Source organism: Photobacterium atrarenae (assembly GCF_024380015.1).
GTDB classification, from domain to species: Bacteria; Pseudomonadota; Gammaproteobacteria; order Enterobacterales; family Vibrionaceae; genus Photobacterium; species Photobacterium atrarenae.
Genome location: NZ_CP101509.1, coordinates 1076336 through 1100857 on the forward strand (window position 1 = coordinate 1076336; position 24522 = coordinate 1100857).

The 24522-nt window shown below is 53.0% G+C and carries 22 protein-coding genes and 1 pseudogene; 7 read left to right on the plus strand and 16 right to left on the minus strand.

Features of this window, described 5'->3' with window-relative positions; all coding sequences use genetic code 11:
• Window positions 1-188: 188 nt before the first annotated feature.
• The 14 genes and pseudogenes from NNL38_RS20935 to NNL38_RS21000 all read right to left on the minus strand — a co-directional run bounded on the left by NNL38_RS20935 (window position 189) and on the right by NNL38_RS21000 (window position 14412).
• Window positions 189-1694: a hypothetical protein gene (locus NNL38_RS20935; protein ID WP_255390798.1), complete on the minus strand. Its 1506-nt coding sequence runs from the start codon at window positions 1692-1694 to the stop codon at window positions 189-191.
• A 274-nt stretch (window positions 1695-1968) separates the two neighbouring features.
• Window positions 1969-3444, minus strand: coding sequence for a hypothetical protein (locus tag NNL38_RS20940; RefSeq protein WP_255390799.1), 1476 nt, complete (start codon window positions 3442-3444; stop codon window positions 1969-1971).
• A gap of 105 nt (window positions 3445-3549) precedes the next feature.
• A complete protein-coding gene (locus NNL38_RS20945; RefSeq protein WP_255390800.1) occupies window positions 3550-4758 on the minus strand; it encodes a cation:proton antiporter in 1209 nt (402 codons plus the stop codon).
• A 17-nt stretch (window positions 4759-4775) separates the two neighbouring features.
• Window positions 4776-5339, minus strand: coding sequence for a peptide-methionine (S)-S-oxide reductase MsrA (gene msrA, locus NNL38_RS20950; RefSeq protein ID WP_255390801.1), 564 nt, complete (start codon window positions 5337-5339; stop codon window positions 4776-4778).
• Between the two features lie 77 nt (window positions 5340-5416).
• Window positions 5417-6076, minus strand: coding sequence for a cytochrome P460 family protein (locus NNL38_RS20955; RefSeq protein WP_255390802.1), 660 nt, complete (start codon window positions 6074-6076; stop codon window positions 5417-5419).
• 98 nt (window positions 6077-6174) lie between these two features.
• A complete protein-coding gene (locus NNL38_RS20960; protein WP_255390803.1) occupies window positions 6175-6729 on the minus strand; it encodes a cytochrome P460 family protein in 555 nt (184 codons plus the stop codon).
• Window positions 6730-6790: 61 nt separating this feature from the next.
• Window positions 6791-7216: pseudogene (gene msrB / locus NNL38_RS20965) on the minus strand (peptide-methionine (R)-S-oxide reductase MsrB); the annotation flags it as partial.
• A gap of 207 nt (window positions 7217-7423) precedes the next feature.
• Window positions 7424-8335, minus strand: a complete 912-nt coding sequence (locus tag NNL38_RS20970; protein ID WP_255390804.1) for a LysR family transcriptional regulator — start codon at window positions 8333-8335, stop codon at window positions 7424-7426.
• Between the two features lie 245 nt (window positions 8336-8580).
• Window positions 8581-9807: a DUF3179 domain-containing (seleno)protein gene (locus NNL38_RS20975; protein WP_255390805.1), complete on the minus strand. Its 1227-nt coding sequence runs from the start codon at window positions 9805-9807 to the stop codon at window positions 8581-8583.
• 120 nt (window positions 9808-9927) lie between these two features.
• Window positions 9928-10833 (minus strand): LysR family transcriptional regulator, encoded by a 906-nt coding sequence (locus NNL38_RS20980; RefSeq protein ID WP_255390806.1) that lies wholly within the window; start codon window positions 10831-10833, stop codon window positions 9928-9930.
• A gap of 48 nt (window positions 10834-10881) precedes the next feature.
• On the minus strand, window positions 10882-12045 hold the full coding sequence (locus tag NNL38_RS20985; protein ID WP_255390807.1) for a glutathionylspermidine synthase family protein: 1164 nt from the start codon (window positions 12043-12045) through the stop codon (window positions 10882-10884).
• A gap of 420 nt (window positions 12046-12465) precedes the next feature.
• The gene (locus tag NNL38_RS20990) at window positions 12466-13158 is read right to left on the minus strand and encodes a ChrR family anti-sigma-E factor (RefSeq protein ID WP_255390808.1); all 693 of its coding nucleotides are present in this window, start codon (window positions 13156-13158) and stop codon (window positions 12466-12468) included.
• Window positions 13151-13768 carry a sigma-70 family RNA polymerase sigma factor gene (locus NNL38_RS20995; protein ID WP_255390809.1) on the minus strand — a complete coding sequence of 206 codons (618 nt, stop codon included), beginning with the start codon at window positions 13766-13768 and terminating at the stop codon, window positions 13151-13153. Before NNL38_RS20995 ends, NNL38_RS20990 begins: the two co-directional genes overlap by 8 nt.
• 32 nt (window positions 13769-13800) lie before the next feature.
• Window positions 13801-14412 (minus strand): hypothetical protein, encoded by a 612-nt coding sequence (locus tag NNL38_RS21000; protein ID WP_255390810.1) that lies wholly within the window; start codon window positions 14410-14412, stop codon window positions 13801-13803.
• 142 nt (window positions 14413-14554) lie between these two features.
• On the opposite strand from NNL38_RS21000, the gene NNL38_RS21005 reads away from it, so the two are divergent.
• On the plus strand, window positions 14555-15946 hold the full coding sequence (locus NNL38_RS21005) for a DUF4397 domain-containing protein (RefSeq protein WP_255390811.1): 1392 nt from the start codon (window positions 14555-14557) through the stop codon (window positions 15944-15946).
• Between the two features lie 431 nt (window positions 15947-16377).
• On the opposite strand, the gene NNL38_RS21010 is transcribed toward NNL38_RS21005, so the two are convergent.
• The gene (locus tag NNL38_RS21010; RefSeq protein ID WP_255390812.1) at window positions 16378-16989 is read right to left on the minus strand and encodes a TetR/AcrR family transcriptional regulator; all 612 of its coding nucleotides are present in this window, start codon (window positions 16987-16989) and stop codon (window positions 16378-16380) included.
• Between the two features lie 108 nt (window positions 16990-17097).
• Here NNL38_RS21010 and NNL38_RS21015 point away from each other — a divergent pair, with 108 nt between their 5' ends.
• The 6 genes from NNL38_RS21015 (at window position 17098) to NNL38_RS21040 (ending at window position 23029) form a co-directional block, all read left to right on the plus strand.
• Entirely contained in the window at window positions 17098-18261 is a 1164-nt protein-coding gene (locus NNL38_RS21015; protein WP_255390813.1) for an MBL fold metallo-hydrolase, read from the plus strand.
• 144 nt (window positions 18262-18405) lie between these two features.
• Window positions 18406-18873, plus strand: a complete 468-nt coding sequence (locus NNL38_RS21020) for an arsenate reductase ArsC (protein ID WP_255390814.1) — start codon at window positions 18406-18408, stop codon at window positions 18871-18873.
• A gap of 591 nt (window positions 18874-19464) precedes the next feature.
• Window positions 19465-21129 (plus strand): GGDEF and EAL domain-containing protein, encoded by a 1665-nt coding sequence (locus NNL38_RS21025; RefSeq protein ID WP_255390816.1) that lies wholly within the window; start codon window positions 19465-19467, stop codon window positions 21127-21129.
• 80 nt (window positions 21130-21209) lie between these two features.
• A complete protein-coding gene (locus NNL38_RS21030) occupies window positions 21210-21500 on the plus strand; it encodes a DUF3303 domain-containing protein (protein ID WP_255390817.1) in 291 nt (96 codons plus the stop codon).
• A gap of 211 nt (window positions 21501-21711) precedes the next feature.
• Window positions 21712-22134 carry a GFA family protein gene (locus NNL38_RS21035; protein ID WP_255390818.1) on the plus strand — a complete coding sequence of 141 codons (423 nt, stop codon included), beginning with the start codon at window positions 21712-21714 and terminating at the stop codon, window positions 22132-22134.
• A 172-nt stretch (window positions 22135-22306) separates the two neighbouring features.
• Window positions 22307-23029, plus strand: coding sequence for a hypothetical protein (locus tag NNL38_RS21040; protein WP_255390819.1), 723 nt, complete (start codon window positions 22307-22309; stop codon window positions 23027-23029).
• Between the two features lie 94 nt (window positions 23030-23123).
• Here NNL38_RS21040 and NNL38_RS21045 read toward each other — a convergent pair whose 3' ends face one another.
• Window positions 23124-24437: an anaerobic C4-dicarboxylate transporter family protein gene (locus tag NNL38_RS21045; RefSeq protein WP_255390820.1), complete on the minus strand. Its 1314-nt coding sequence runs from the start codon at window positions 24435-24437 to the stop codon at window positions 23124-23126.
• Window positions 24438-24522: the final 85 nt, after the last annotated feature.

A 24522-nucleotide genomic window follows, 5' to 3' on the forward strand; every position in this document is an offset into this window, starting at 1 on the left:
TATTGAAAACAAATCTGTGATTCAGATGTGGTGTTGTAGGTTATTGTTCTCAGTGTAGTGAAGGCACAGCGAGTTCGGTTGCTTGGTTTTGCGACTTGATCTTCGGGCTGAGAAAGCGGCGATCTGAGGAAGACTGACGCGTCAAGCGGGAGCTCAAAGGCCCGCTTGACGCTGCATAGTGAACTGTTTTAAGGGATGAGCAGAGTCGGTTTGGCTTGGTAAGAGAGTGCAAAGTCGATCTCCCAGCTCATCCCGTTCATGTTCAGGCGGCCGTCGGGTATGCCGGCCATGCCGGGTTGTCCGGTATCTGCTACTTCCCATTGCAGGGTTTGCGGCGAGGTGAGGTTGCTGAAGTTATCCCCCTGTACCGCATCATCCAGAGTCATGATGTAATGCTTGTTATTCAATTTGGCAGCACCGTAAACCCGGACGCTGTGACCCCCTTTCCATTCCCCGGCAATGTCGTACCAACTGAACAGAATTGTGACTGCACGGCCTTGAGCCAGCTCATCAAAAATCCACTCCCAGGTGGGAAACAAGCCTTCCCGCTGCGAAGTGATCCCATCCATGATCACCGTGCCGTTGTCACAGCCGGCATTATCGCCCAGCACCAGGGCGCTGCTGCCCTGATGGCGAAACTCGGCGGCGTCCAGGGAACCGGATACGGGGTCGGCCAGGTAACCGAATAAACCGCGGATTAAACCGCAGAAGGTGGTGTATCCGCCTGTGTTCAGATTCTGGACATTATCCCGGCGGCCATAGCTGTCAATATTCGCCACCAGGCTGTTGGCTGGCTCGGGCTCCCAGATCAGCACATCTCCGGCGGAACCGATTTTGCCGATGCCGCGGATATGCGACTGAGGTACACGCCAGGCGAGCGGCAGGCCGTCATATCTGTCCTCCAGGTATTGCAGGGCGTTGGCATGGGCGATGGGAATACATTGGTTCCGGCCCGAGTCCAGGTTGGGTTGATCAGCCTGAATGACCTGAATCGGAAAATCGAGATCATCAGGCAAGGAAGGTGCCGGTGTGACAGGTTGTGGCGGTCTGCCGAGAGACAGGGAATCGGGGATGGTGGATGATACCGGGCTTGTCCGGCCGTCAACATGCCCGGCCCCTTCTGCGTTGGTTATGGCCGTGCGAACCGGGTAAATATGAGAGGGAAACTGCGCTGCAAATTGCGCGATATCTGTGATTGTGGGTAATGGCTGCGATGAGAATAAAATCGTTGCCCGGATTTGCCGGACGCTCCCTTCCCCATCTTCTCCCGGACGTAAATCAAAATATATCGCGCGTTCTGCTTGCCGGCTGGCGGGCAGTGTTGGTGGTCTTGGTGTATTCCGCCCATTTTTGCGGGCATGGATGTTATCGTTATCAGTCTCGGTGCGGCGTTCATATTTATGCGGCGTCTTCATATGAGCGGCTGTTATGTGAGCCGCGGGACCGTCGATAAATAAATTATCGACGGACCAGGTTGGCATTGTCGCGCCTGAGCCGGAGTCCGGATAAAGAAAAACATTGATGTAACCTGCACCGAGCGGTTTTCCTCTGCGGTCGAGCAGGTGCTCAGGCTTTACTTTGAATTGTCCCCAGTCACTATTCGTGATTGTGCCGATTTCGAGATCAAACGTCACTTGTTCAAAGCGGATCGCCCCTCGATCTGCGGTGATCGGCAGGATCGATGTGTTGTTCACCGGCGGGTATGTGAGGTCAGGGCTGCTTGCTATGGATGAGGTGCTATGGAGTAGTGATAAAGCGAAAAAGAGTATTGGGATCTGTTTCATCGTTGTAACTCAACAATTGAAGGTATTGTCAGGCTAACGCTTGGCAGGCTGTGCCTTACGATACCCTCCCCTTAATGGGTAGGATCAATGACTTGAACGTATTGTTTAGCCGATAGAATCTAATGAGTATAGAAATCTGGGGAGATTAGCGTTTCTGGTTGTTGAGACGATTGCGAGACCCTTTTCAATCTCTCCCCCGGACTTGAGGGTTTGAGGGCTGTTCGAACAGTGTCTCGAAAATGAAAGGGTCGTCGAAGTGACGCCGGCCGATGAAAGCCGTGGCGTGATGGCCGAGCTGACGCTGCGTCCCTGGTGATTTTACCCCGAGTGGCCACAGATAGAAGCGCTCGGCACGGACGCTGGCCGGCAGCATGCCTTGCTGGTTGAACAGGCTCTGATAGGTGTTCTCTGTCGTCGGCAGGCTGCGCAGCTGATGGTAGGGCATCATCACCAGCGGACGGGCATGCGTTGTCGTGCGGAGCCACTGAACATTCTTTAGCATGTGTTCGCCGTGGGTGAACGCCACCCCAAGTGTATCGGTGCGCTGCCCGGCATAGATATGCAGGGTGATGGGCCACTCAATCTGGGGATCCGGTGGCGAAAACTTGAGTGCAGGCGTCAGGGCAAACACCATGTGGTAGCACCCGCAATGATGAATGCTGTCGAGAATGTATGGGTTGCCGTCGGGATCTAATGTCAGCCGGATCAGAACGCCATCAAACGGGCCGGCATAGGGATCGAAAGACGTCCGTGCGGTGCGGTTGGCAAACCACAGACTGTAGTTGAGTTGTATGAGCGTCTGGCCATAGAAGCGAGTCAGGCTGACATGGGTGTATAGCGCCGGCTGGCGAACATTGATCATGGGTCGGTTCGGGCTTGCGTATGCCACCTGGCCGGGCAGATCATCCCGAGAGCGGGATTCGACTTCAAACACCGGGGCATAGTAGGCGAGCAGGCGCTTTAGTTGCACTTGGGTCAGGCGCGGCCAGGAGAGTGCCGACTGCTGCCGGGCGTGTTGAAACCAGCGTCGGATTTGTGAGCGGGTGAGCGACGGCTTTTCGGGGATGGCATAGCGGATCACGCTACCGGCTGGCGGTTGGATGAAATGGCTGATGAGTCGGCGTTTCTCCTGGTTCATTGACGGTTTGGCGATATGCTTGCTGACGGGATATACGCCAAAAATGCGTTGCCAGTCCGAATAACCGGAAGGGAACTCGGGCGGGCTCGCCGTCAGGGCTGACCAGAAAGCCGGATTATAGAGGTTACGACTCGCTAGTTGCGTGGCACACTGCGCCAGTTGCTCTGCCTCAAATCCGTGTTTATTCGGCAGGTTCTGATATTCAACCTGCCGCTGCATGGCAGCGTGCTGCGTGACATAAGCCAACCACTCCTGCCTTTGCTGGCGGGAAGTTAAGCCGGGAAGCCAGGACAGGCTGAAGCGGTTGAAGGCAAGGTGCGGAAACCTGGGATCCCAGACCAGCTGGGCATCCTGAACGCCGTGATGCTGTACGGCTTGCTTAAAGTCAGTGAGCAGCGCGAGGCAAGCCGTTTGGGATTGGGTGTAGATTTGTGCCCGGGCCGGGTTCGAGTCCGGGATCGGCTCGGGAATCGAGGCACATGCGACCAGAAAAATCAGCAACCATAGCGCTGGAGCACGCATACGCACCTCAATTCGTGACATTACTTTAAGTGAAGCAGAGAAATCACTATCTGTGCAAAATCGGATGCGTGTCGCGGGGGAGTCGTGTCGTTTTTTGTTGCGTGATTACCCCGGCTTTCTCTGTAATTGCTGGACAAATATCGGGTACAGCACCAGAGAGAATAGAATCATGACGAAAGAAATGGATAAGAATGTTTCTTTTAACTCAAATGAGTCGGGTAATAATAATATCAACGCAATTGAGACGGCGCCTCTGGCACCGGAAAAATTCAGTAACCAAAATTCCTGAGGCGTCAAATGTTCACCTTCGATGGTAATCGCAGGGAAAAGCAGCAAGATAGCCACAAGCCTGGCAACGATTAACAGGATGAGGGACGTGATGACTAAAGAAAATGTGAGCAAATCGAAAGAAGCGAGTCCGCTAAAACTGGCGCCAAGTAAGAAGAACAGGCTGGCATTTGCAATATATTCGAAATAGTCCCATAAGCAGCCCTGAATATGTGTGTTCTGGTCCGGCTCCGGGCGTTTATAACCGTAGGCCAGCGCTGCGGAAAAAACGGCAAGAATTCCGGAGAAGTGCAGGCTTTCAGCGAGGAGTAAGCTGCCAAAAGCCAGCGCCAGGGTCATATTTGTTCTGAGTGAAAAGTGTTCCCCGTGCCAATAAGCCAGCAACCAGCGTGCGGCCCTGCCCAGTAAAACACCGATGATTAAAGCGCCAGTAATGTGGCTGAACAGGCTTGCACTGCTGTTAACCGGGCTGAATGTTGCACCTTCGAACATCAGGAGCATGAACACGCCGAACACAGTGACAACAAAACCATCATTCAGGATCGATTCTCCTTCAATCAGAAGTTTGCGTGATTCCTGCAGCGTTTTGTTTTCATGTAATAAAGCGCCGATCGCTAAAGGGTCTGTGGCAGAGATAATTACCCCGAATAGCAGAGTTGCCAGCCACGGCATTCCAAAGACAAAATGAAGAATCGCCCCGATGATGACCATGCTGATCAGGATCCCGACGCTGCCAATCAGGCTTGCCGGCAGCAGGACTTTTCGAATATGGTGCAAGCAGATTTTTTGTGTAGATGAAAAAATCAGTAAAGGAACGAAAGCATAAAGCACCAATTCTGAGTTGAGGGTAATTTCCGGCAATCCTAATTCAGTGGTGGTGGATAGAAATCCATACAGGACTCCGAGCAATAGCACCCAGACAATATCAGGCAGCAGCCTGGTTCGGTGTGAATAGTAGGTGAGCGCATTGAGTCCGACCAAACTTAAAACGACAAATGCAATGGCGACAAATGAGAGACTGTTCATTAGTGGTTTCTCGGATCTTAATCACAGGGCACGCCGAGTCCGCCTAGCCCACAATACCCGGAAGGGTGCTTCGCAAGATACTGTTGGTGCTTTTCTTCGGCATAATAAAACGCCGGCGCGGCCTTGATTTCTGTGGTGATGGGATTGAAGCCAGCCCGTAACAGCTTTTGCTCGTAATGCTCCCGAGAACGGTGAGCGGCTTCTGCCTGCTCATCGGACGTTGTAAAGATCACTGAGCGGTATTGGGAGCCGACGTCATTGCCCTGGCGAAGCCCCTGTGTCGGGTCGTGCCCCTCCCAAAAGCTGGCGAGCAACTGCGCATAGCTGATGATCGCCGGGTCATAGACAACGAGGACGACCTCGGCATGGCCGGTATGCCGACCGCATACTTCCATGTAGGTCGGATGAACCAAGTCTCCCCCTGCGTAGCCAACGGCAGTGGTATAGACTCCTTTCAATGTCCAGAATCGCTTTTCAGCGCCCCAGAAGCACCCCATTCCAAAGATGGCCGTTTCAAGTCCGTCAGGAAATGGCGGCGTCAGTGTTGTCCCGTGGACATCATGACTGGCTGGTACAAGCATGGGCACTCTGTCCTGCGGTGTGTTGTTGCCTGTATGGTTCATGGTCTGTTTCCTCAGTTTTCAATCACAGGGGCTGATTACATCCCTTTCCCTTTTGCGTCGCGCAGCACCGGATAGTATTGGGTAAATACCCAGTCATCCTCGGCGAGTGCCTGGTGACAGGCCATATTGCAGGAGGCTGCTGGCTGAAGTTTGGCTGTTCTTGGATAAGGTGCCGGCTCATGACTAAAGGTAAAGTAAGCCCAGTTTCCTGGTTCATCAGGGAAGCGTTTGGCATCTTTTACGGTCGCCTCCAGCCCGATGAAGTCGCCCTGGAAATAACCTTTCCCACTGGAGGCCTGTGTTGAACCAACACTGACCAGCTCCTTGATAATGACAGTACCTTGCGGAAATTTCCCCGTCTGCTTGTAGTGCGCGTAAGCCTCCGGGTTGATGTATACATTATGAAACTCGGGGAAAGATGCCTGGGGCGGGTTCAGATCATTTGGCGTGAGAGGGCTGCCGATATAAACCCATTCTCGCCAGGCAAAATTATCGGGTTGAATTAAGTTACCCTGAGCATCAAATTCTACCGCCTCTTTTGCGTTATCACCTTTCGCTGTGGCAGGCGTGATAGTTGCCGACGTAAAATAAACCACAGTAAACAGGCCGGCGAAGAGCGCCGTACTGAGCATAGTACCGCATATAGCACTGAGCATTGCATCAAGGAATAAAGCAGAGCTTTTTTGCGTTTTCATTTCTCTCTCCTTTCGCTTAGGTCGAACTGCATATGTGAAAGCAAAACCAAAAAACAACGCGCTTTGGTGATGCGACACGGAAGTGTTCGTCAGAAGGTTCAGTTTTCTTTCAGTACCGGATAGCCTTCTTCATAGATCCAATCCGTCTGTTTGGCAGGAATATGGCAACCAAGGCAATCCACTTTGTAATCTGTCACTAAATTTTTCTCTGGGGCGTCCGGTTTATAGAGTGCCCAGCCCCAGCCATCCCCCCACTGGGGGTTATCAGGAAAGCGTTGGTGGGAGTCTTTTACCATGACAAACCACTCTTTTAATTTGGGAGTGGCGTAGCTGATACCACGGCCGGTTGTGTAATGCCCTGTCTTGGCTGTTCGCAGTTCCTTCACGAGCGTGGCACCATCGGGGAATTTGCCGGTTTTACGAAAAGCTGTAATTGTTGCTTGCTCGGTGTAAACGTCATGGAAGCCACTGGCTTCACCATGGGGTATAAACCAAGATCCGAGATGGACCATACTGGTCCGAAACCCGGTCGGAAAAAGGATATTGCCGTGCTTGTCGACATAGGGTGAGAAGGTATCCTCAGCCGTCAGCGAGGGAGAAGCCGCAATGGCAATCATGAATGCGATATGGGGCGTGATGTTATAGCATTGCATCAATCTTTCTCCCATGGCTGAACTTGTGGCGGTTCGTTCCTATGAGGACTTGTTGTCGAGGCTATTGCGCATCCTGCTCTTTGGTCTCGAACAGGTGTAAATATTGCCCATAGCCTTGCGCTTCAAGCTCGGCGACGGGGACAAACCGGAGTGCGGCAGAGTTGATGCAGTATCTCAGGTTGGTTGGGGGTGGCCCGTCCGGAAACAAGTGCCCAAGGTGTGAATCAGCATCACGGGAGCGCACCTCGGTACGATTCATACCGTGGCTTCGATCATTGACCTCGATGATGTGCTCGCTCGCCAGGGCTTGATAAAAACTCGGCCAGCCACTATGCGAGTTATATTTATGCACGGAAGCAAAGAGTGGTTCGCCACTGACGATATCAACATAGATCCCTGCTTCCTTATGATTCCAGAACTCATTTTTGAAGGGTTTCTCCGTGCCGTTATTCTGGGTTACTTCAAGCTGGGTTGGAGAGAGGTTTGCGAGTCGGTCAGCTTTATCGCTTTGGTTGGCATTAGACATGTATCCCCTCCTGCATCATGAAGCCGGATCCACCAATCGCGGTGCGCGCTGGTGATGCCTGCCTAAACAACCCCGCGGTTCTGGTGGGGTTGTTTGGGTCTATCAAGAGCCTAGTCGCCTGTGTTCGGCGGGGCCAAGATCCATTTGTTGGGTTTCAATAAGTGATGCTTATGATGAGGCGGATTGGCTGGCATCTCGCTGAGCAACCGACCAGTCGTGGGTACTGACATGTTTCAGCAATTCACTGAGTGCCGGCGGGGACTGGGGGTGATCGACGACGGCAAACTCGACCTTACGGGACATCACGGGGTCGATGATGGGCCGGTGCTCGAGCTTTGTATGAAGCAGTGAGAATTGCGGCATGACACTCACGCCCACGCCGTCAAGGACCATGCTCTGAATCCAGTCTTCACGCTGGCTGCGGAATGCGACATCTTGCTGGATATCATGCGCTTCGTGAAATTGAAGGATCTCCTGCCGGAATTCGCAGTGTAATCTGTCGACGTAGCGTTGCCGGGCAATTGCCCGCAACGGGACTGCCGCCCTATTTGAAAATTCATGGCCGGGCGGGAAGGCGACCACCATTCTTTCCTCAAACAGACTGATGTAGCGTAGTTGCGAATGGGGCGAGCCATGGCGGGCGCAGAGTGCACCGTCGATTGCCCCGGAGAGCAATAGGGGCGGTATTGATGCCGGTGTCACATCATGCAGGGTGATAGAAATCATCGGATGCTGGGCCTGAAACGTATCCAGCATCTCGGTGATCAGCCATGGTCCTATGGTGCACATGACGCCGATATTCAGCTCTGCTATCTCGCCCGAAGTGACGGCTCTTGCCGTCGCCCTGACCAGGTGCCGTGTATGATCGATTTGCTCGAAATGCCCCCGCAGCGACTGACCGAGTGCCGTTATCCGGGTGTGGCGGCCATCCCGGAGAAACAGCTCCCCGCCAAGCTCGGTTTCTAATCGTTTTATCGCCTGGGTCAGCGCCGGTTGAGAGACGTAGCACTGCTCTGCTGCGCGCGTGAAATTCAAGGTGTTTGCAAGGGCCAAAAAGTAGCGAACCTGATTGAAATCCATGATAACTCCGGGTATTGATCGGGCCGTGCTCAGCTTTCTTTCGGAAATAGCGCAGGAAAAATGTTTGAGAACAAGGCAGAATTTTCAGATAAGTAGTTATTCTACAATCAAAAATTCTAACGCAGTTATCGAGCATTTTAACAAGCTAGGATGACCCCTTATTTACTGCGATTGGTATAAGTGAAGCAAATGAACGCCGATTTGCATAACATCGGGATTACGGCCGCTGTGATCTTGATGACAGATTATACGCGGTTGATATCTGTTTCGGGGAAGAAGTTCGCCCAGATCACCCAGAAGGCGCCAGCTTTCACGGTTTCGACGCGAGGCAGCTTGCCGTGCTGAGTTTGACCAAAAAAGTCGATGTCCGTAATTTGCTTACCGGTGGAGTTATAGAAAATACCTAAGCTCTTAAATTCTTTGCTGTAGCTGATCACAACCGCTCTGCCTCCGATGGTGGTATTAATCGGTTGTGCCTGCTCTTTGACAAATTCCTCGGTGTAAGCCACATAGTCGTTGCCGATGTTCAAGCCGTGAATGAGTGCTTTACTTGGCAGACGCGTATCAATGTGATCTAAAGTCGGGAAGGTCGGCTCTTCGTTGGTTGCCTGGTGGGCCACCGCCAGTTTAAAGATGAGCTCCATCATTGGATCGTAAATCGCCAGGAATGGGTTGTTCCAGAACGTCGGACGCATATCTTCGACCAGATAGTCATTCACGTAGACTTCGCCATCCGGATAAGCTTCGGCAAACTTTTCAAACGGCATGCGGAAAGTCGGCCATTCACGCATCCGGGCTTCTGAACCCGCGTTATAGTCTGATTCTGTCTGGCCCCAAAGCTGCTGAATCGGCTCACCACTGTTTTTATCGAACATAATCAAGTTGTTTTCCAACTGGCTCATCGGTGCCAAATCCAGTTGTTGTCCGTTGATTTCCGGTGTATATGCCATGCCCAGGTTGGTCAGGCCGCAGTAAGTCATGACGACATGTTCACCGCCCAGTTCACCATTCCCCGCAACGTGGGGACGAAGCAGTTGCTTATCTGAGTGCGCGCGGGCTTTACCATTGATCTCCAGAACGATGACGCTCTCGTAGGGGTTGACATATTTTTTGGCTTCTTTGATGGACACAAAGACACCGTTATCCATACGGGCACGCATCATGATATGTGGGTTAATCATGCCGCTGTAAAATGTGAAACAGAAGAACAGTGTCAGCGTGATAAAGGCTTTGTTGCCGACAATGTCGCGTTGTCTGTATTTGAGGTAGCCGGCAATCGCCATCGTTGCGATTGCACCAAACGCAATCGCCCAACGGTTGTACCAAACCCATATGGTTGTTTCCCGGGGAGACTGGACGACCCATTGGCTGACGTCCGCCAGATCTTTGAAGAGTAAAAAACCAAGCACCTGGGCGATGAGTATGGTCAACCAAAATATCTTTTTAGCGTGGATGTCGAAAATGTCTTTCATAGCAGACTCTCATTGATTCACAGAGTGGTTAATGAGGAGTCTAAGTCGGGCCGCAAAGTAGATAAATGCCCTCTGCTGAGATGAATTGTGCCATGGAATGGAACAATTTATGGCCCGTGATTACGTCGGTAACTGGCCTTCTATCGTGCTGAGTTTCTGTTGGAGAAATTGCTGGATATCTTTGATCAGCACCCGGACTTTGCCGGGGACAAAACGGCGGGAGTGATAAACCCCGTAGATAGTGAGCGGAAAGCAATATTGACCGTCAAATAAGCGGACGAGTTGAATGTTTTTGACTTGATCAACGGCCATGAAGAGTGGCAGGCAGCCAACGCCTTGACCGGCTGCAGTCAGGGCCCGTAACACATAGGGAGAATCCGCAGTACATTTCGGCATGGCAGGGAGTTCGATGCTGCCATGGTTCCAGGAGAGTTGTTGGGAAGAAAACTGGTGCATGATCAGGGTGTGGTGCTGCTCAAGCTCTGCCGGTGTTTGTGGAATACCATGGGTGTTGAGGTAATCCGGGCTGGCAAAGTAGTCATAGTGAAGGGTGGCGAGCGGGATCGCGATGAAGGATGAGTCCGGCTGGCTACCGATGTCGATCCGAAGATCAAAGCGTCGATCGGCCATTGCCGACAAAGGCTGATTGGTGGAATGAATGACCAGAGAAAGGTCAGGGTATTGCTGGCAAAATTCGCTAATATGATCCGTGCAGAGTTCCAGAATACAGTCCGGCGCGTACAGGGTGAGTTTGCCGGTGTAATCGCCCTGGCGATGTGCAATATCCTTTTCAGTCGCCGCGACGTCATCCAGGATTTGCGTTGCTTTATGATAAAACGCTTCGCCGACTTCAGTCAGGATCAGGCTACGGGTGGTTCGCTCAAGTAGTCGGGTTTTGAGGCTTGCTTCCAGATTGCGGATCCGGCGGCTGACCGTTGATTTGGGCAGTTCGCAGTACTCAGCGGCCTTGGTAAAGCTGCCTTGTTGTACCACCTGTACGAAGAGCGCCATATCATCCAGGTTCATTGTTATTATCCTGTACTATTTCTGATCACTGACTGACTTTGATTAGTATTACAAAATAATATGTGGCAGATACCGCGATAAATCCTGGGTCACGCGGGAGCTGTCTTCACGGATGGAAATACCACCCGCTTGATCGTTGATCAGCCAGCTGCCAATCAGGGTGTAGCTGTCGTTAAATTTGGGGAGCGGGTGGTACGCCTGGTAAATCATCCCTTCATCGCCATACGGGCCGTCAACCCGGAGGGTCTGGCGGCCTTGTTCAACAATACTGATATTGGCGCCTTCACGGGAAAAAATCGGCTTGATGACATAATCGCGTAATTCACTCAGGTTGCGATCATCGGGAAAATACGCTGGCAGCAGGTTCGGGTGGCCTTTGAATTGCTGCCATAACAGCGGGAGCAGGGCTTTGTTGCTGAGGATTGATTTCCACATCGGCTCCAGCCAGTTGACTTTGGCTTCAGGCAGATAATCGGCGTATGCTTCACGGAACATGAACTCCCACGGGTAAAGCTTGAATATCCAGCGAATGGGGCGATCGCGCAGATCGGTAAACTCCTGTTTGCTGTTCAGGCCAATATCTTCCACATGGACAAAGGCGGTCGATAAACCGGCCTCCTTGGCACAGTCTTCCATGTACTGCACGGTACCACGATCTTCCTCGGTATCTTTACAGCAGGCGAAGTGTAGTGTCTGGCCGGGTTGTTGGCGGGCGAGCTCCTGAAAACGGGACATCAGTAGCTCCTGCAACAGGTTGAACTGGTCGGCGTCCCGGCGGATGGCACCGCTGTTGACCATATCTTCCAGCCACAACCACTGCCAGAAACCCGTCTCATAGAGGCTGGTGGGCGTATCGGCATTATTTTCATACAGTTTGGCCGGGCCGTTGCCGTCATAGGCAAAATCGAGTCGGGAGTAGAGAGAAGGCTCGCGGCTTTTCCAGGAATCGAGCACTGGTTGCCACAGGGGTTCGGGGATCTGGAATTTTCGCAGCCAGTAATCATCGGCAACGACCTGTTCGACCACCGCCAGACACATCTGGTGCAGCTCTTCGGTCGGATCTTCCAAGTCGCGCTCGATCTGCGCCAGGGTGAACTGGTAATAGGCGGTCTCGTCCCAGTATGGCTCGCCGTACATGGTGTGAAACCCAAAACCAAACGCTTTGGCTTGCTCCCGCCAGTGCGGTCGCTCGCGACTCTCGATTCGAAGCATGGGATTGTTCCTGAGGTTAACTGAAAATCACTTGAGGTGGCAGGCAGTTAGTCTACCTGTATTTGACCGCGTGGGGGAACTGTCAGTGGTCAGAAGTGGGAAGTATCACCCGATGCGGGATGTCAGCCGCTGGCGGCTCGTGAGAAATAGGCCCCTTCAATGCTTGGCTACTGAGTGATGGAGGAAGGGGCCAGATGTACCAATGTGTTGCGGACGCTAGCAATGTTAAAACGCTCGGTACGAACATCCCGAAGGAATGCTCAATCAGTATAGGGAGCTGATTTAGAGTAAAGAACCTAATTCTGGCACTTGATCCTCAATGAGGCTGAAAAGGACGATGGCTCAATTGCTCTGGGCAGGCATCAGCCAGCCCCGGAGAATGTTCTGGGGCTGGCTGGATGGGGGGACGGAAAACGGCACTCAGCGGAAAAAGAGCTGGCTGAACGGGTTCAGCAGCGTCGCCAGGCCGGAAGTAAAGTGCAGCGGTGCATCCAGCAGGGTCAGGCACAGGCAATCCATATCGGGCCGGGTTTTTGGGGTATGCTGATGCTCGGGGGTTAGGACAATAAAGTCCCCCGGCCGGTAGGTGGCTTTCTCATCGACAAACTCCCCGGCCAGGACCAGGGTAATTTCCTGTCCCTGGTGGGTATGCTGGGGCAGGGCACTGTCGCAGTCCATGTAGATAAAGTTCATTTTGCTTTCACCGCCGGTATTCACATGCGCCCGTTTCAGGTTACCTGGCAGCCGGGACCAGGGACCAATTTGATCAGCATGTGCCCTGAGCGCACGGGGAAGCGGAAACACCTTGTTGTTCACCGTGATGGTTTGGCTGACCTCAGGTGTCGCCTCATCATGAGGGGCTTCCTGGGTCTTGTCGGTATCACTGCGGGTGAGGATCTGCGCCATCATTGCTGAGAGTTCTTCGGACAGCGGTTCGTGCGGTGTCAGGGCCAGTGAACGTGCTTCCTGCACTTCCAGTTGCGCAACATGTTGTTGGCATTGCGGACACAGCTCCAGGTGCGAACTGATCAGAATACTTGAAGCCGGATCCAAATCACCGCTCGCATAGTCGGCCAGGAGGTCGGTGTTCGGGTGGTAGCGAATGTCAGTCATCCAGGGCCTCCTTCATTTTTTTCAGGGCCAGCCGTAGCCGGCTTTTGATCGTTCCCAGGGGGACGCCCAGCGCGTCAGCGACCTCCTGATGGGATGTTCCTTGCAGGCAAATCATTCGAACCACTTCGGCCTGAGCAGGCGGTAAGGTGCTGACCAAATCTTCCAGCTCCTGGCTGACAATCGCTTGAAATTCGTCGGGTAAGCGGGTTGGATCATGTTCTTGTGCCAGTGTCGGCCAAAGATCATCACCTTGGACCCAGTCGTTCTGGTGTTTCATCTTTCGCAGCAAATCGAATTTAACATTCCGGGCCACGGAGTAGATCCAGGTGACCGCAGCGCCTTTGGATTCATCATAGAGGTGGGCTTTGAGCCAGAGTTTCAGCATAGTTTCCTGGACGACTTCCATCGCCATGGCATCATCCCTGAGCTGCTTGCGAGAATAGTTCAAAAGCTTAGGGGCCATGAGTGTGAAGAGCTTTTCGTAACTTTGCTGACACCGGAAATACGCAATCTGGAATAACAGCTCAGCGACATCCGTTGCCGGGACGGCTTCGTCTTGCATGGGCTCCTTGGCCTTGTTGGCGTGCGTGGTTCGATCGATTTTAATCATTATTCTACTGCAAGCTTGGGATCCATACCCAGTTAACGCAACAGGTTGCTGCAGAGATCACCCTGCTGAACAATTTTTTCCAGATAGCGCAGACAAGTCGTTGGAGAAGGGGGGCGGAGCAAGCGCTGCTTGGTGGCCACCGGTAGGGGCAACAACTCCAGCCAGCGCCGGCATAACCAGGATGCATTGACGTCACGGGGTGTTGGTGGAATTTCAGCGTGTGGTGAGCCATATTCCTGCAGCCATTGGACGTATTTTTGTAAAAGCAGGTGCGTAGCGGGCACGGGGCTGTCTTCGCGCCAGAGGGGCCGCAAGGCGGCGGACAGGGAAGGAGCGCCCGCATGCTGGGGAGATGGACAGATCACCCCCCACAGCGCCAGTCGCAGCTCAACTTGAATTTGCGGCCCGCTTAGCCAGTCAACCTGACGGATCACTGCATGCGTCACCAGATCTCCGGGTTGATTTGCGATGTCGCCGTGGCTGTCTTGCATCACCAGCCACATGCCTTCGGCCCGGGTTGCAGCACGAATCATTTCGGTAAATACAATGCCGTTCCCGGACAGCTGCCAGTCCCGGCCAGGCAGCAAATGATCCGTTGTGGTCAGAAAAGGCAGGGTTAGCTGAGGCGGATGGGCAGGCAGCACAGTATTCTCCTTTGCGTGGTTTCATCTTCTATTTTCTATACGCAGTGCGGCCACAGTTAGATGAATGGCGAGCTGAACTTATCGCACATGTATTGATGAGCGAGCTGAAGTGAATTTACCGCACACGTTGAGATCGAACCCGATGGCTGCGTCGTATCTACTCTCGATCAACAACCAGGAAGAGGGTATTGATATGAAGTTCAATTCATTCGCGATCATGATCGGTTGTACGACCTTGTTGTCGGGGTGTCTGCTTCAAGATGATGAGTCACAGATCCGGGTGACGCATGCCAGTTCTGATGCGCCGCCGGTTGCGATTGCGCTCAATGATGCCGTGGTCGACGGATTGGAATCGGTTGATTATCAAGTGGGGAGTTCGCTGATCAACCTGGAATCCGGAACTTACAGCGTTGCTGTCGATGCGCTGCTTCCCGGTGATGAACAAAGCAGGGTGATCGAAGTCAACTTAGATTTCGCGCCGGAGATGCAGTATGACATCATTGCCCTTAATAATGCGGCCAATATTGAGCCGGTGGTGCTGAGCCGGGAAGATATTGCCCCCGGCAGTGAAGAGATCCGCCTGGATGTGCTTCATGGCCATCCTGATGTCGGTGCGGTTGACATTTACTTGACCACTGCAGAGAGTCTGGATGACGCGTCTCCGGCCATCAGCGGGTTGGACTTTAAGCAAGACAGCGATGATTTGCCGGTCACTTTGCCTGCCGAGACCTACCGAATCCGGGTGACCTTGAGTGGCGATCCGAACGTTGTGTTTGACAGTGGTGAGCTGGCCTTGAGTGGCGGCAGTGATTTGATGATTACCGCTGTGCCGAATGTGGATGCCGGAGCCGTGTCGCCGGTGAACCTGTTGGTCGTCGATGGGGAAGCCAGTCAGGTGTTCCGTCATGTTGATGAGCAAGCGATTGTCAGAGTGGTTCATGCTGTTTCGGATGCGACGGGGACGCCGGTGGACGTACTGGCTTCCGGTAGTGCCGTTGAGGGGCTGACCAATATCGGGTTTGGTGAATTTCGCAGTCAGGCGTTGACGCCGGAGAGCTATGATCTGAGCGTCGTGGATACCGCCACCCAGTCTGTCGAACTGTTTGCTGCGCCCGATACATCGTTTGATGCCGGAACGGCAACCAGTATTTATGCGGTCGGAAAGCTGACGGATATGTCGATCGAGCCACTGGTGATCGCTGAAGACCTGCGTCCTGTCGCCTTGTACGGCAAGGTACGGGTCGTCCATGCCAGCCCAACGGCGGGTGAGCTGGGCGTGGTGGATGTTCATGCATCTACCGACGGAATGTTCAGTGAGGCCACCGTCATCCTGGATAATGTGGACTTCAAGGATACGGCCACGTTGAATGTGCCTGCCGGGACCTACTCGCTGGCGGTTATTTTCGACGGGGACACAACGTTCATCCCGGCAGTAGAAGCCATGGTGACGATTGATGCCGGACGTGTGTACTCGGTGGTGGCAACGGATGATTTCACAGGGCTGCTACTCAATGTCGATAACATGCTGCCGTAGCCCGTTCCGCGGGTAAACGCGCGGTGGCGTTGTAAATGTTGTTGTAAGTGTTGTTTGATGCGCCTGTGTCGGCTAAGCCTGCCGGCACAGGCGTTTTTTGTTGGACAATCATGGTGAGTGCCGGTTTAGCAGGCGCTTATGTTTGAAAAGGCAGGCTTCAGGAGGCAAAAAAAAGGGAGCGTTGGCTGATACTCCCGAGCCTCCGAAGTCGGAGGGGCCATAAAATGTTGAACTTGCCTCAAGGGATGGCTTTCAGCGCAAAGTGCCGTCAGGCAAGTTGGTTCAAGAGCACTAACCATTACGGCGAACTTCAGCATACAGATCACCCAGTCGCGAAAAAATTCCTGCGACTTCGCCGGTATTCCATTTCATTGCCATGTACATTGCGATTGGGCGGTAGTCCCGCCCGGTGATGACGATACTTTTTGGGTTTAAGCGGCGATCTCGTACGTGTTCACAAACTGTTTTACTGCCATCCGGATGGCAAGTTCTCTTTCGGGCTCACTGGTCGGCGGCTGGTGGGCAAACAGCTGCGGATAGAAAGTAATGCTCTTGAGCGAGGCGAGAAATTGCTCTGAAGCAATATGCGGGCACTCAACGCTGAGCTTTCCGGCTTCGATCCCGCCTCGGATCCATTTCTCCAGTCCCTTGCAGTTCTCCAGTTTTTGCACATCCTGCAGGATCAGCGAGGCGTATTTTTGCGAGCGGATAGACTCCGAGCACACCACGCGGGCCAGCGAAATAAAACAGTCGCTTGAGACCAGCGCCACTTCCTGCCGGGCAATATCAGTCAGCTGCGCCTCGACACTCTGGTCAGGGTCGAATGATATCTGGTTAATGTGGATCACATTGGCAAACAGCTGCTCGACCATGGCGCTGAACAAGGCTTCTTTAGTGGGATAGTACTTGTACAGCGTCCGCTTGGACACTTCTGCCTTTTTCGAAATGGCTTCCATACTGGCTTGTTCCAGTCCCTTGGCCTGGAAAATCTCGATGGCGGCGCAAAGAATATTTTCTTGTTTAATTTCAGTTATTTTAACCATTTCAGTACCAATGACGAATAAAAAAGTAAACGGCCGTGTTTACTTTGGTCGGATTATCGTTATGATTATAAGTATACACCACCGTTTACTTTTGGGGCTAGCTGAAAAATGAAGACTTCACTCAAGGCATCTGTAACCGCTGTCATTGTTGCGCTGGGCCTGGGCGCGGGTTGCAGTGGCCAGGTCAATGGTGACTATGTACAGAGCGAAGACACCCGACTAGCGCGGATTGCAGCTTCCCCCCAATTTGTGGACGGTAAGGTGGTGTCCCGCCTGCCGCAGGTTGAGACGAAAGAAGGGATGCTGAAAACGATGTGGAAGTTCTTTACTCAGCGTAAGCAATACAAGCCGGGGAAAGCGCTGGCGTTTGAACCGGTTGATACCGAATTGCTGGCAGAGCGAAGCAGCTCGCTGCGGGTGACCTGGCTGGGGCACTCTTCCTTGTTTGTCGAGCTGGATCGGTCCCGGATCCTGATCGACCCGGTATTTGAATACGCTTCACCCAGCCTGTTTTCGTCCTGGTTTGGCCGCAATGTCCCGGCGCCGGTCAGTCGTGAGGACTTGCCTCAGCCAGATGTGATCCTCATTTCTCATGATCACTATGATCATCTCGAAGAGAGTACGGTCCGTTTCTATGCCAAGCAAGATGTGACCTTTTATGTCCCGCTGGGGGTCGGTCGCTATCTGGAAACATGGGGCGTTCACCCTGAGAATATCCAGGAGTTTGACTGGTGGGAGAGTGAGCAGCTCAATGGCGTAACCTTTACCGCGGCGCCGGCCAACCACAACTCCGGACGTGGCCTGTTTGACCACAATACCACACTGTGGTCATCCTGGGCGATCCAGGGCAATGCCGGCAGCGTGTTCTACAGTGGCGACTCTGCCTATGGTGAGCATTTTAAGGAGATCGGTGAACGTCTGGGGCCGTTTGATTTGTCCTTTATTGAAGTGGCGGCCAATGTGAAAAACGGCAAAGGCTATCCGGTGGAAGGCTGGGGTCATATGCAGGCGAGTCATACCCTGCAGGCTCACCAGGATGTGCGGGCTGATCAGCTGATGCCGGTTCACTGGTCGACTTACGAGCTGTTCCTACATCGCTGGGACGAGCCAGTGACCGATTTGATTGCCGAAGCGGAAACATCCGACGTAGCGCTGGTCACCCCGATGGTCGGCCAGTCACTCGATTTTGCTCAGCCGGTGCAGACTACGTACTGGTGGCAGAAAGATAGTGGATGGCTGGATTTCTCGAAGCTGGCGCAAGTAGCGTACTGAAGCGCTTCTGACTTCCTGCGTCAAATGTTCAGGCGGTGAGGTGTAGTCTCGAGATGACGCCGGGGGCGATTGCAAGAAAACTGTCATCATGTATCCCGAGCTTATTCTCTACACTCATCAGTGATACCTCAGTAGGGGAAGCCGATGAAGATTCTGTTCATTTGTCGTCATAATGCCTGCCGCAGTATTCTGGCCGAAGCCATAGCTAAGCGTTTTTTGCCGGAAGGTTTCGAAGTGGCCAGTGCCGGTAGCGAGCCCTTGGGTGAGCTCCATCCATATATGAATACTTACCTCAAAGCGATGGGGCTGGATCCGACGGATTTTCGTAGCAAGTCGTGGGAAGAGCTGACCGGTTTTCATCCGGACATTGTGATTTCGGTGTGTGATGAAGCCCATGGCGAAGCCTGTCCGAACTGGCTGGCTGATGGGATCCGGGTCAACTGGGCGCTGAATAATCCCTTGGAAGCGACCAGCCAGGCTGATTTTGACAAGGAATGCCACGTGGCGTCCTTGTCGCTGAAGCGGCGCATAGACAAGCTGGCCAGCTTTGATTTGGCGGCGATGAGCCGGGAAGATATCACGGCCGCGCTGGCGCAGCTGCATCGTATATAATACCAATCGTAGTAAATAACTGGTCATCCTAGCTTGTTAAAACGCTCGATAACTGCGTTAGAATTTTTAATTGTAGAATCACTACTTATCTAAAAATTCCGCTTTGCTCTCAAGCTTTTTTCCTACGCTATTTCTGATCACTTACTTACTGTGATTGGTATAATCCCAGTCAAATTGCATCTGAGATTTTCCTTCTGATCATGCGCAACGATTTGAAAGGATACACTGTCGATGAATCGACAATACTGATGTGATTGCGGCCGGCGGCGTAGCTGGTTGTTGTCATTGGTGAAAATATCGCCAAGCTCACAATAAGGAGTATAAAAAGTCCACCATAGCCTCCAGTCCCTCTAATGATTAATTACCTATTAAAAGTTAGCGGCTTAGGGAATAGGCAGGTTATCGTTTGTTGATTTTATGATGATAGGGGATGTCCCGGTGCTCTTTTGTGCAGAAAATATAGTTGGCGCGAATTGATTCAGTCTGTATCTTGTTGGCTGAATCTGGGGGGATTGTGCTCACTGAGTCGTGTCAGGCCAACCAATAAGTGTCTCAGTGGTGTGCTGATAATAATAAGAGATGAGAGTACACATGGAAGATGTATTGCAATTGCTGCCGGTGCTGGAGGTCGAACACAGCATTGTCACTGCGTGTAATGAGGCCTTTACGGAGCAAGTCGGCTATTCTCCGCAAGCGGTTGTCGGAAAACCGCTCGCGTCGATTTTGTCTCAGGTCCGGAGTTCACCTCGCCGGTCGGTCACAGTTGACCAATTCCTTGCCCAGGTTGCGCGTGGCGGGTCTGGGGAGCTGGCGCATGCCAGTTTGTCCGACAGCCATCACTACCCACTGCCGGTGAAAGTGCATTGTGCCTGTCATGGTGAGCCCGGTCAGTACCGGCTTTGTTTTCAGATCCTGGAAAATAAATCAGTCGATCCGATCACCGGGTTGCGCAATGGCTGGGCGATTCGTTGCCGGACCAATCACTTGCTGGAAGTTGCTAACCGCCATCCGATCAACCTGGCGTTGATTGTCCTGAGTGTCGATAACTTTTCGGCGATTAACTTTCGTTATGATTTTGATATCGGCGATTTGTTTCTTACCGTAGTCGGGCAGAAGCTGCAGCAACTGGTGGGGAGCCAGAGCCTGGTGGTGCGTTATTCCAATGCCAAATTCGGTCTGCTGGTCGAAGATCAGGCCGGGGTTCCTGCATCTGTCTTTAATGCCCGGGTGAGCCGGTTGTGTAAGGCCCTGTGCCAGATCGGGGATAAGCCGCTGCAGCTCAGTGCTGATCTGACTATCCAGCGTTCGGTGAGTATTGGGGTCAGTGCCGAGGGGATCTGTTATCCGGACTATCATGCCATGGAAGTGGCTGCGGAAAATGCGCTACAGGAAGCCAAGAAAGTCAGCCTGTCGAATTTTGTCTTTGCCGAGAAGCAGATCAGTGGCGGGATTGTGTATCACAAGCTCATCATCGATGCGTTTCCGCAGGCCATTGAAAACCATCAAATCCAAATCCATTACCAGCCCCAATACTCACTGAGCAGCGGTCGGCTGATTGGCCTGGAAGCCCTGTCCCGCTGGCATCATGCCGAGCTGGGCTATATCGCCCCGGATGTGTTTGTCGCCATTGCTGAAGAGATAGGGTTGCATTATGAGTTTGATCTCTGGGTTTTCCAGCAAGTGTGCCGACAGCTCGCGGCATGGCAACATCAGCAGATTCCGGTGGCAAAGGTGGCGATCAATATCTCGTTCAAGACCCTGGAAATGGCGACGTTTATCGAACGTCTCGAGCAGATCCTGGCTGTGACGCACTGCCCGACCGATCATCTTGAACTGGAAATTACCGAAACGGCCAATGCCAGGAATATCACGCAATTACGCCAGAATATTGTCCGGGCCCGGCACTTGGGGATCAGTATTGCTGTGGACGATTTCGGAACCGGATATTCCTCACTTCAACTGATCCGCAATTTCTGCCGCTTCCTTGATAAACTCAAGCTTGACCGAACCCTGACGGAAAATATCTGTAATACCGCATTGGATCGGGAGTTCGTGCAGCAGATCATCGCCCTGAGCCGGGTGCTGAATGTGAAAGTGCTGGCTGAAGGGGTCGAAACATCGGAGCAAGCGCAGTTGTTACGCGAGCTAGGATGTAATTACGCCCAGGGCTATTATTATCACAAAGCGTTGCCGGCCCATGCGATTGAGCCACTACTTTGTCAAAGCCTGGCCCAGGTGCACCAGCGGGCTGACTGAGCCGGGTGTGCAACACATCGTTTCTCGGTCGCTGAACACCACCTATACTTATCGTCAGTCCTGCCACGAGGGTACAGACGATGACCTTTCTTGTGACCTGGCAGCTGCATCAGGGCAAGCTGCATCCCATTCTCGCCCATTTTTCCCAACTGACTGATGAACAGGATCAGGAGATGATGGGGGAGCACGTCAAAATGATTGGCCGCTGGCATGATTTGGTGAGTGGCACCGGGGTGGCCGTGTGTGAATCCGATAATATCGAGGAAGTCATGGCTTACGCACTGCGCTGGAATAATGATATGGATATCTCGGTTCAGGTGGTGGTGGATGATGCTCAGGCGAAAGTGCTGGGAAGTCAGCTGCTGTCTTAATTTTCACATCCTACTGTCATCTTGGATTGTTAAATGTGTTCATCATCAGCAGGTTTGCTGCGGGTGGACACATTTTTTGATGCCTGTTTGATGTGCTCAATGGTTTTATTTTTATTCCGTCTGGTTTTGCTGAAAGCCAAAGCGGGTCACGGTAATTTCCCGTCTGCTTGAGTAGAAAGGGAAATTGTCCCGACGTCTGAACAAGGAGTAAATGATGGAACAACACCAAGCGGTGTCAGGCAGTTGCCTGTGCGGAAAAGTGACCCTGAAAGCCGAACAGGCGGATTTGCATGTTGGCGCCTGTCATTGCGGGATGTGCCGCAAGTGGGGCGGCGGCCCTTATCTGGCCGTGGAAGCCGGTGATCAGGTGACCATCGACGGTGAAGCCTTTGTGAGCCGTTTTGCCTCATCCGAATGGGCAGAGCGCGGTTTTTGCAGTGTGTGCGGTACCCATTTGTTTTATCGGTTGAAAGACAAGAATCAGTATATTGTGCCGGCCGGACTTCTGGATCAGCAGGATAAGCTGGTGATGAGTCATCAGATATTCATCGATAAAAAGCCTGAGTATTATGCGTTCAGCAACTCGACCGAAAATATGACCGAGGCGGAGGTTTTCGCCAAGTACGCCCCTTAACACTTGGCAACTTGTCTACACTTGAGGTATCTGACGACGTCGATATGAGGCCGGATACTTCAAGTTTTTCAAATATACCAATCGAACAACGCTCTTATTTCATCCCACCCTGTGTCTTTGTTTCTTTTCCATCGTTGGCATTCACCGATTGATACAAAAAAGGATTGAAATCATGCTCAATTTTGCGAATAGCCAGGCCTTGAAAACAAAACAAACGAAAGTGACCACGGCTGCCAATATTATCAAAGATGTGATTTTGCCGGATTTGAATGAGCTATATTCCCCGGCCGAGATTGAGATCCTGCAACAAGCCCAGCAGCTGATGGACGACGGCAAGCACCGGATCCGGCAGTTGAAAGACAAGCGGCGCCGGGAGGAAAAACAGCGGGAAGATGTCGAATCTGACCTCCACCACAGAGCTTATCAGCAGGCGTTTAAAGCCCTGGAGCGGATGTCGCTGTCTGAACTGTACCGGCTCAACGTCAGCCTGGGTAGCCAGTGCTCGTCGATTGAGGAGTTGATTGAAGAGTATGACCACCGACATCACCTGGCGACCGTGCAGAGCTGGCTGGATACTGAAGTTGATGCTGAACGTTACCTGGCCCTGACGCCGGAAGAAGCCCGGGAAACCTGGCGGGTGGGGATTGCCAGGGCGGCCGTTGAGATCATTAGCTGGCCGAACCTGAAATATCACCGCGACTACCAGGCGCGGGGCGGACGTTTTACCGAGCCGCTCGGGATACCGGACGACTTCCCGCAGGCCATCTACGCTGAAAGCCGCGAGGCCAGTCGTTACAAGCTGTCTCTCGGGTGCTGTCAGGTGCTTCGGGCGCTGAAACGCTATGAAGCCAACCTTGAGCAGGTGCGGTTGATCCTGGCCGGTCTCGGCGCCTGAACCGGGCAAGCGCTACGGATAACTCTACTAACAGTAAAAAGCCCTGCGAATGCAGGGCTTTGTTGTTGGGGTTTTATCGTTAGGGCTTGGGCGCTCAGAGCACAATTCCGGCAAACAGGAAGCCGAACAGGATACTGAACACCATGCTCAGCAGGCCCGGGATCATAAAGCTGTGGTTAAAGATATATTTACCGATCCGGGTGGTGCCGGTGCGGTCAAAATCAATTGAGGCGATGATCGGGCCGTAATTCGGAATAAAGAAGTAGCCATTGACGGCCACAAAGGTGGCAATGATCACTGTTGGTGGCAAGCCGAGGGTGATGGCAACCGGAACCAGCACGGCAGTGGTCGCGCCCTGGCTGTTGACCATGACCGACAGGGCGAACAGGGCAAAGGCGAAGGTCCACGGCGCAACTTCTACCAGACCGGCGACCGCTTCTTTGACCATCTCGTCATGGCCACCGATGAAGGTATCCCCCAGCCAGGCAATCCCGAAGATGGCGACAATTGCCCGCATCCCGGCGTGGAACACAGAGCCCTGAGTGATCGCATAGCCGTCCGGCTTGCACAGCAAGATGATCAGGGCAGCCACGGAGAGCATCACGATTTCAATGGTGTGCGCCATCCCCATGGCGTGGCCGTCAAACTGCGGCCGCAGCGACGGAAACGCACCCATTACGACTACGGTCAGGGCTCCAAGCAAAAACAGGGATACGGCTTTTTTGGCTTCCGGCTTGATTTCCAGCTCGGCCACTTCCAGTTCCTGCTCCATTTCGGCACGAAAAGCCGGATCGGCCATTCGGCGCTGAAACTCCGGATCGTCTTTCAGCTCTTTGCCCAGTTTGTTGACAATCACGCAAGCGGCGGTCAGACCTAAGCTGGTGCCGGGAATCGTGACCATCAGGACATCGGCCAGGGTAATGCCTTGCGGCTCTAAGAAGGCCACCAGGGCGACCACGGCGGCGGCAATCGGGCTGGCAACAATCGCAAATTGTGAGGCGATCACGGCCATGCCCATCGGGCGCTCCGGACGGATCCCGCTGCGGCGGCTGACTTCGGCAATCACCGGCAGCACGGAGTAAGCCACGTGCCCGGTCCCGGCCATCATGGTGAACACATAGGTCACCACCGGTGCAATAAAGGTGATGTATTTCGGATTGCGGCGCAGGATCTTGGTGGCGATCTTGATCAGTAAATCAAGGCCACCGGCAGCTTGCATCGATGCAGCGGCTGCAACCACCGCCATGATCATCAGCATGACATTGATTGGCGGGCTGGTCGGCTCGATGCCGAAAATAAAGCTGAGGACGGCCAGGCCGATCCCCCCCATGACACCGAGGCCAATGCCGCCGATGCGGGCCCCGATTAAGATACATAATAAGACAATCAATAATTCTACAATAAACACACCAATCTCCTTGATGACCACGTTTAAGACTGGGATCCATGATATCGGTTTACGGTATTGCACAACCGTATGTCCATCACACTCC

Coding starts and splice junctions, on each gene's coding strand:
- NNL38_RS20940 (WP_255390799.1), bottom strand. CDS start 3,444: ATGCGTGCTCCAGCGCTATGGTTGCTGATTTTTCTGGTCGCATGTGCC.
- NNL38_RS20945 (WP_255390800.1), bottom strand. CDS start 4,758: ATGAACAGTCTCTCATTTGTCGCCATTGCATTTGTCGTTTTAAGTTTG.
- msrA (WP_255390801.1), bottom strand. CDS start 5,339: ATGCTTGTACCAGCCAGTCATGATGTCCACGGGACAACACTGACGCCG.
- NNL38_RS20955 (WP_255390802.1), bottom strand. CDS start 6,076: ATGAAAACGCAAAAAAGCTCTGCTTTATTCCTTGATGCAATGCTCAGT.
- NNL38_RS20960 (WP_255390803.1), bottom strand. CDS start 6,729: ATGCAATGCTATAACATCACGCCCCATATCGCATTCATGATTGCCATT.
- NNL38_RS20970 (WP_255390804.1), bottom strand. CDS start 8,335: ATGGATTTCAATCAGGTTCGCTACTTTTTGGCCCTTGCAAACACCTTG.
- NNL38_RS20975 (WP_255390805.1), bottom strand. CDS start 9,807: ATGAAAGACATTTTCGACATCCACGCTAAAAAGATATTTTGGTTGACC.
- NNL38_RS20980 (WP_255390806.1), bottom strand. CDS start 10,833: ATGAACCTGGATGATATGGCGCTCTTCGTACAGGTGGTACAACAAGGC.
- NNL38_RS20985 (WP_255390807.1), bottom strand. CDS start 12,045: ATGCTTCGAATCGAGAGTCGCGAGCGACCGCACTGGCGGGAGCAAGCC.
- NNL38_RS20990 (WP_255390808.1), bottom strand. CDS start 13,158: ATGACTGACATTCGCTACCACCCGAACACCGACCTCCTGGCCGACTAT.
- NNL38_RS20995 (WP_255390809.1), bottom strand. CDS start 13,768: ATGATTAAAATCGATCGAACCACGCACGCCAACAAGGCCAAGGAGCCC.
- NNL38_RS21005 (WP_255390811.1), top strand. CDS start 14,555: ATGGCTGCGTCGTATCTACTCTCGATCAACAACCAGGAAGAGGGTATT.
- NNL38_RS21010 (WP_255390812.1), bottom strand. CDS start 16,989: ATGGTTAAAATAACTGAAATTAAACAAGAAAATATTCTTTGCGCCGCC.
- NNL38_RS21015 (WP_255390813.1), top strand. CDS start 17,098: ATGAAGACTTCACTCAAGGCATCTGTAACCGCTGTCATTGTTGCGCTG.
- NNL38_RS21020 (WP_255390814.1), top strand. CDS start 18,406: ATGAAGATTCTGTTCATTTGTCGTCATAATGCCTGCCGCAGTATTCTG.
- NNL38_RS21025 (WP_255390816.1), top strand. CDS start 19,465: ATGGAAGATGTATTGCAATTGCTGCCGGTGCTGGAGGTCGAACACAGC.
- NNL38_RS21030 (WP_255390817.1), top strand. CDS start 21,210: ATGACCTTTCTTGTGACCTGGCAGCTGCATCAGGGCAAGCTGCATCCC.
- NNL38_RS21035 (WP_255390818.1), top strand. CDS start 21,712: ATGATGGAACAACACCAAGCGGTGTCAGGCAGTTGCCTGTGCGGAAAA.
- NNL38_RS21040 (WP_255390819.1), top strand. CDS start 22,307: ATGCTCAATTTTGCGAATAGCCAGGCCTTGAAAACAAAACAAACGAAA.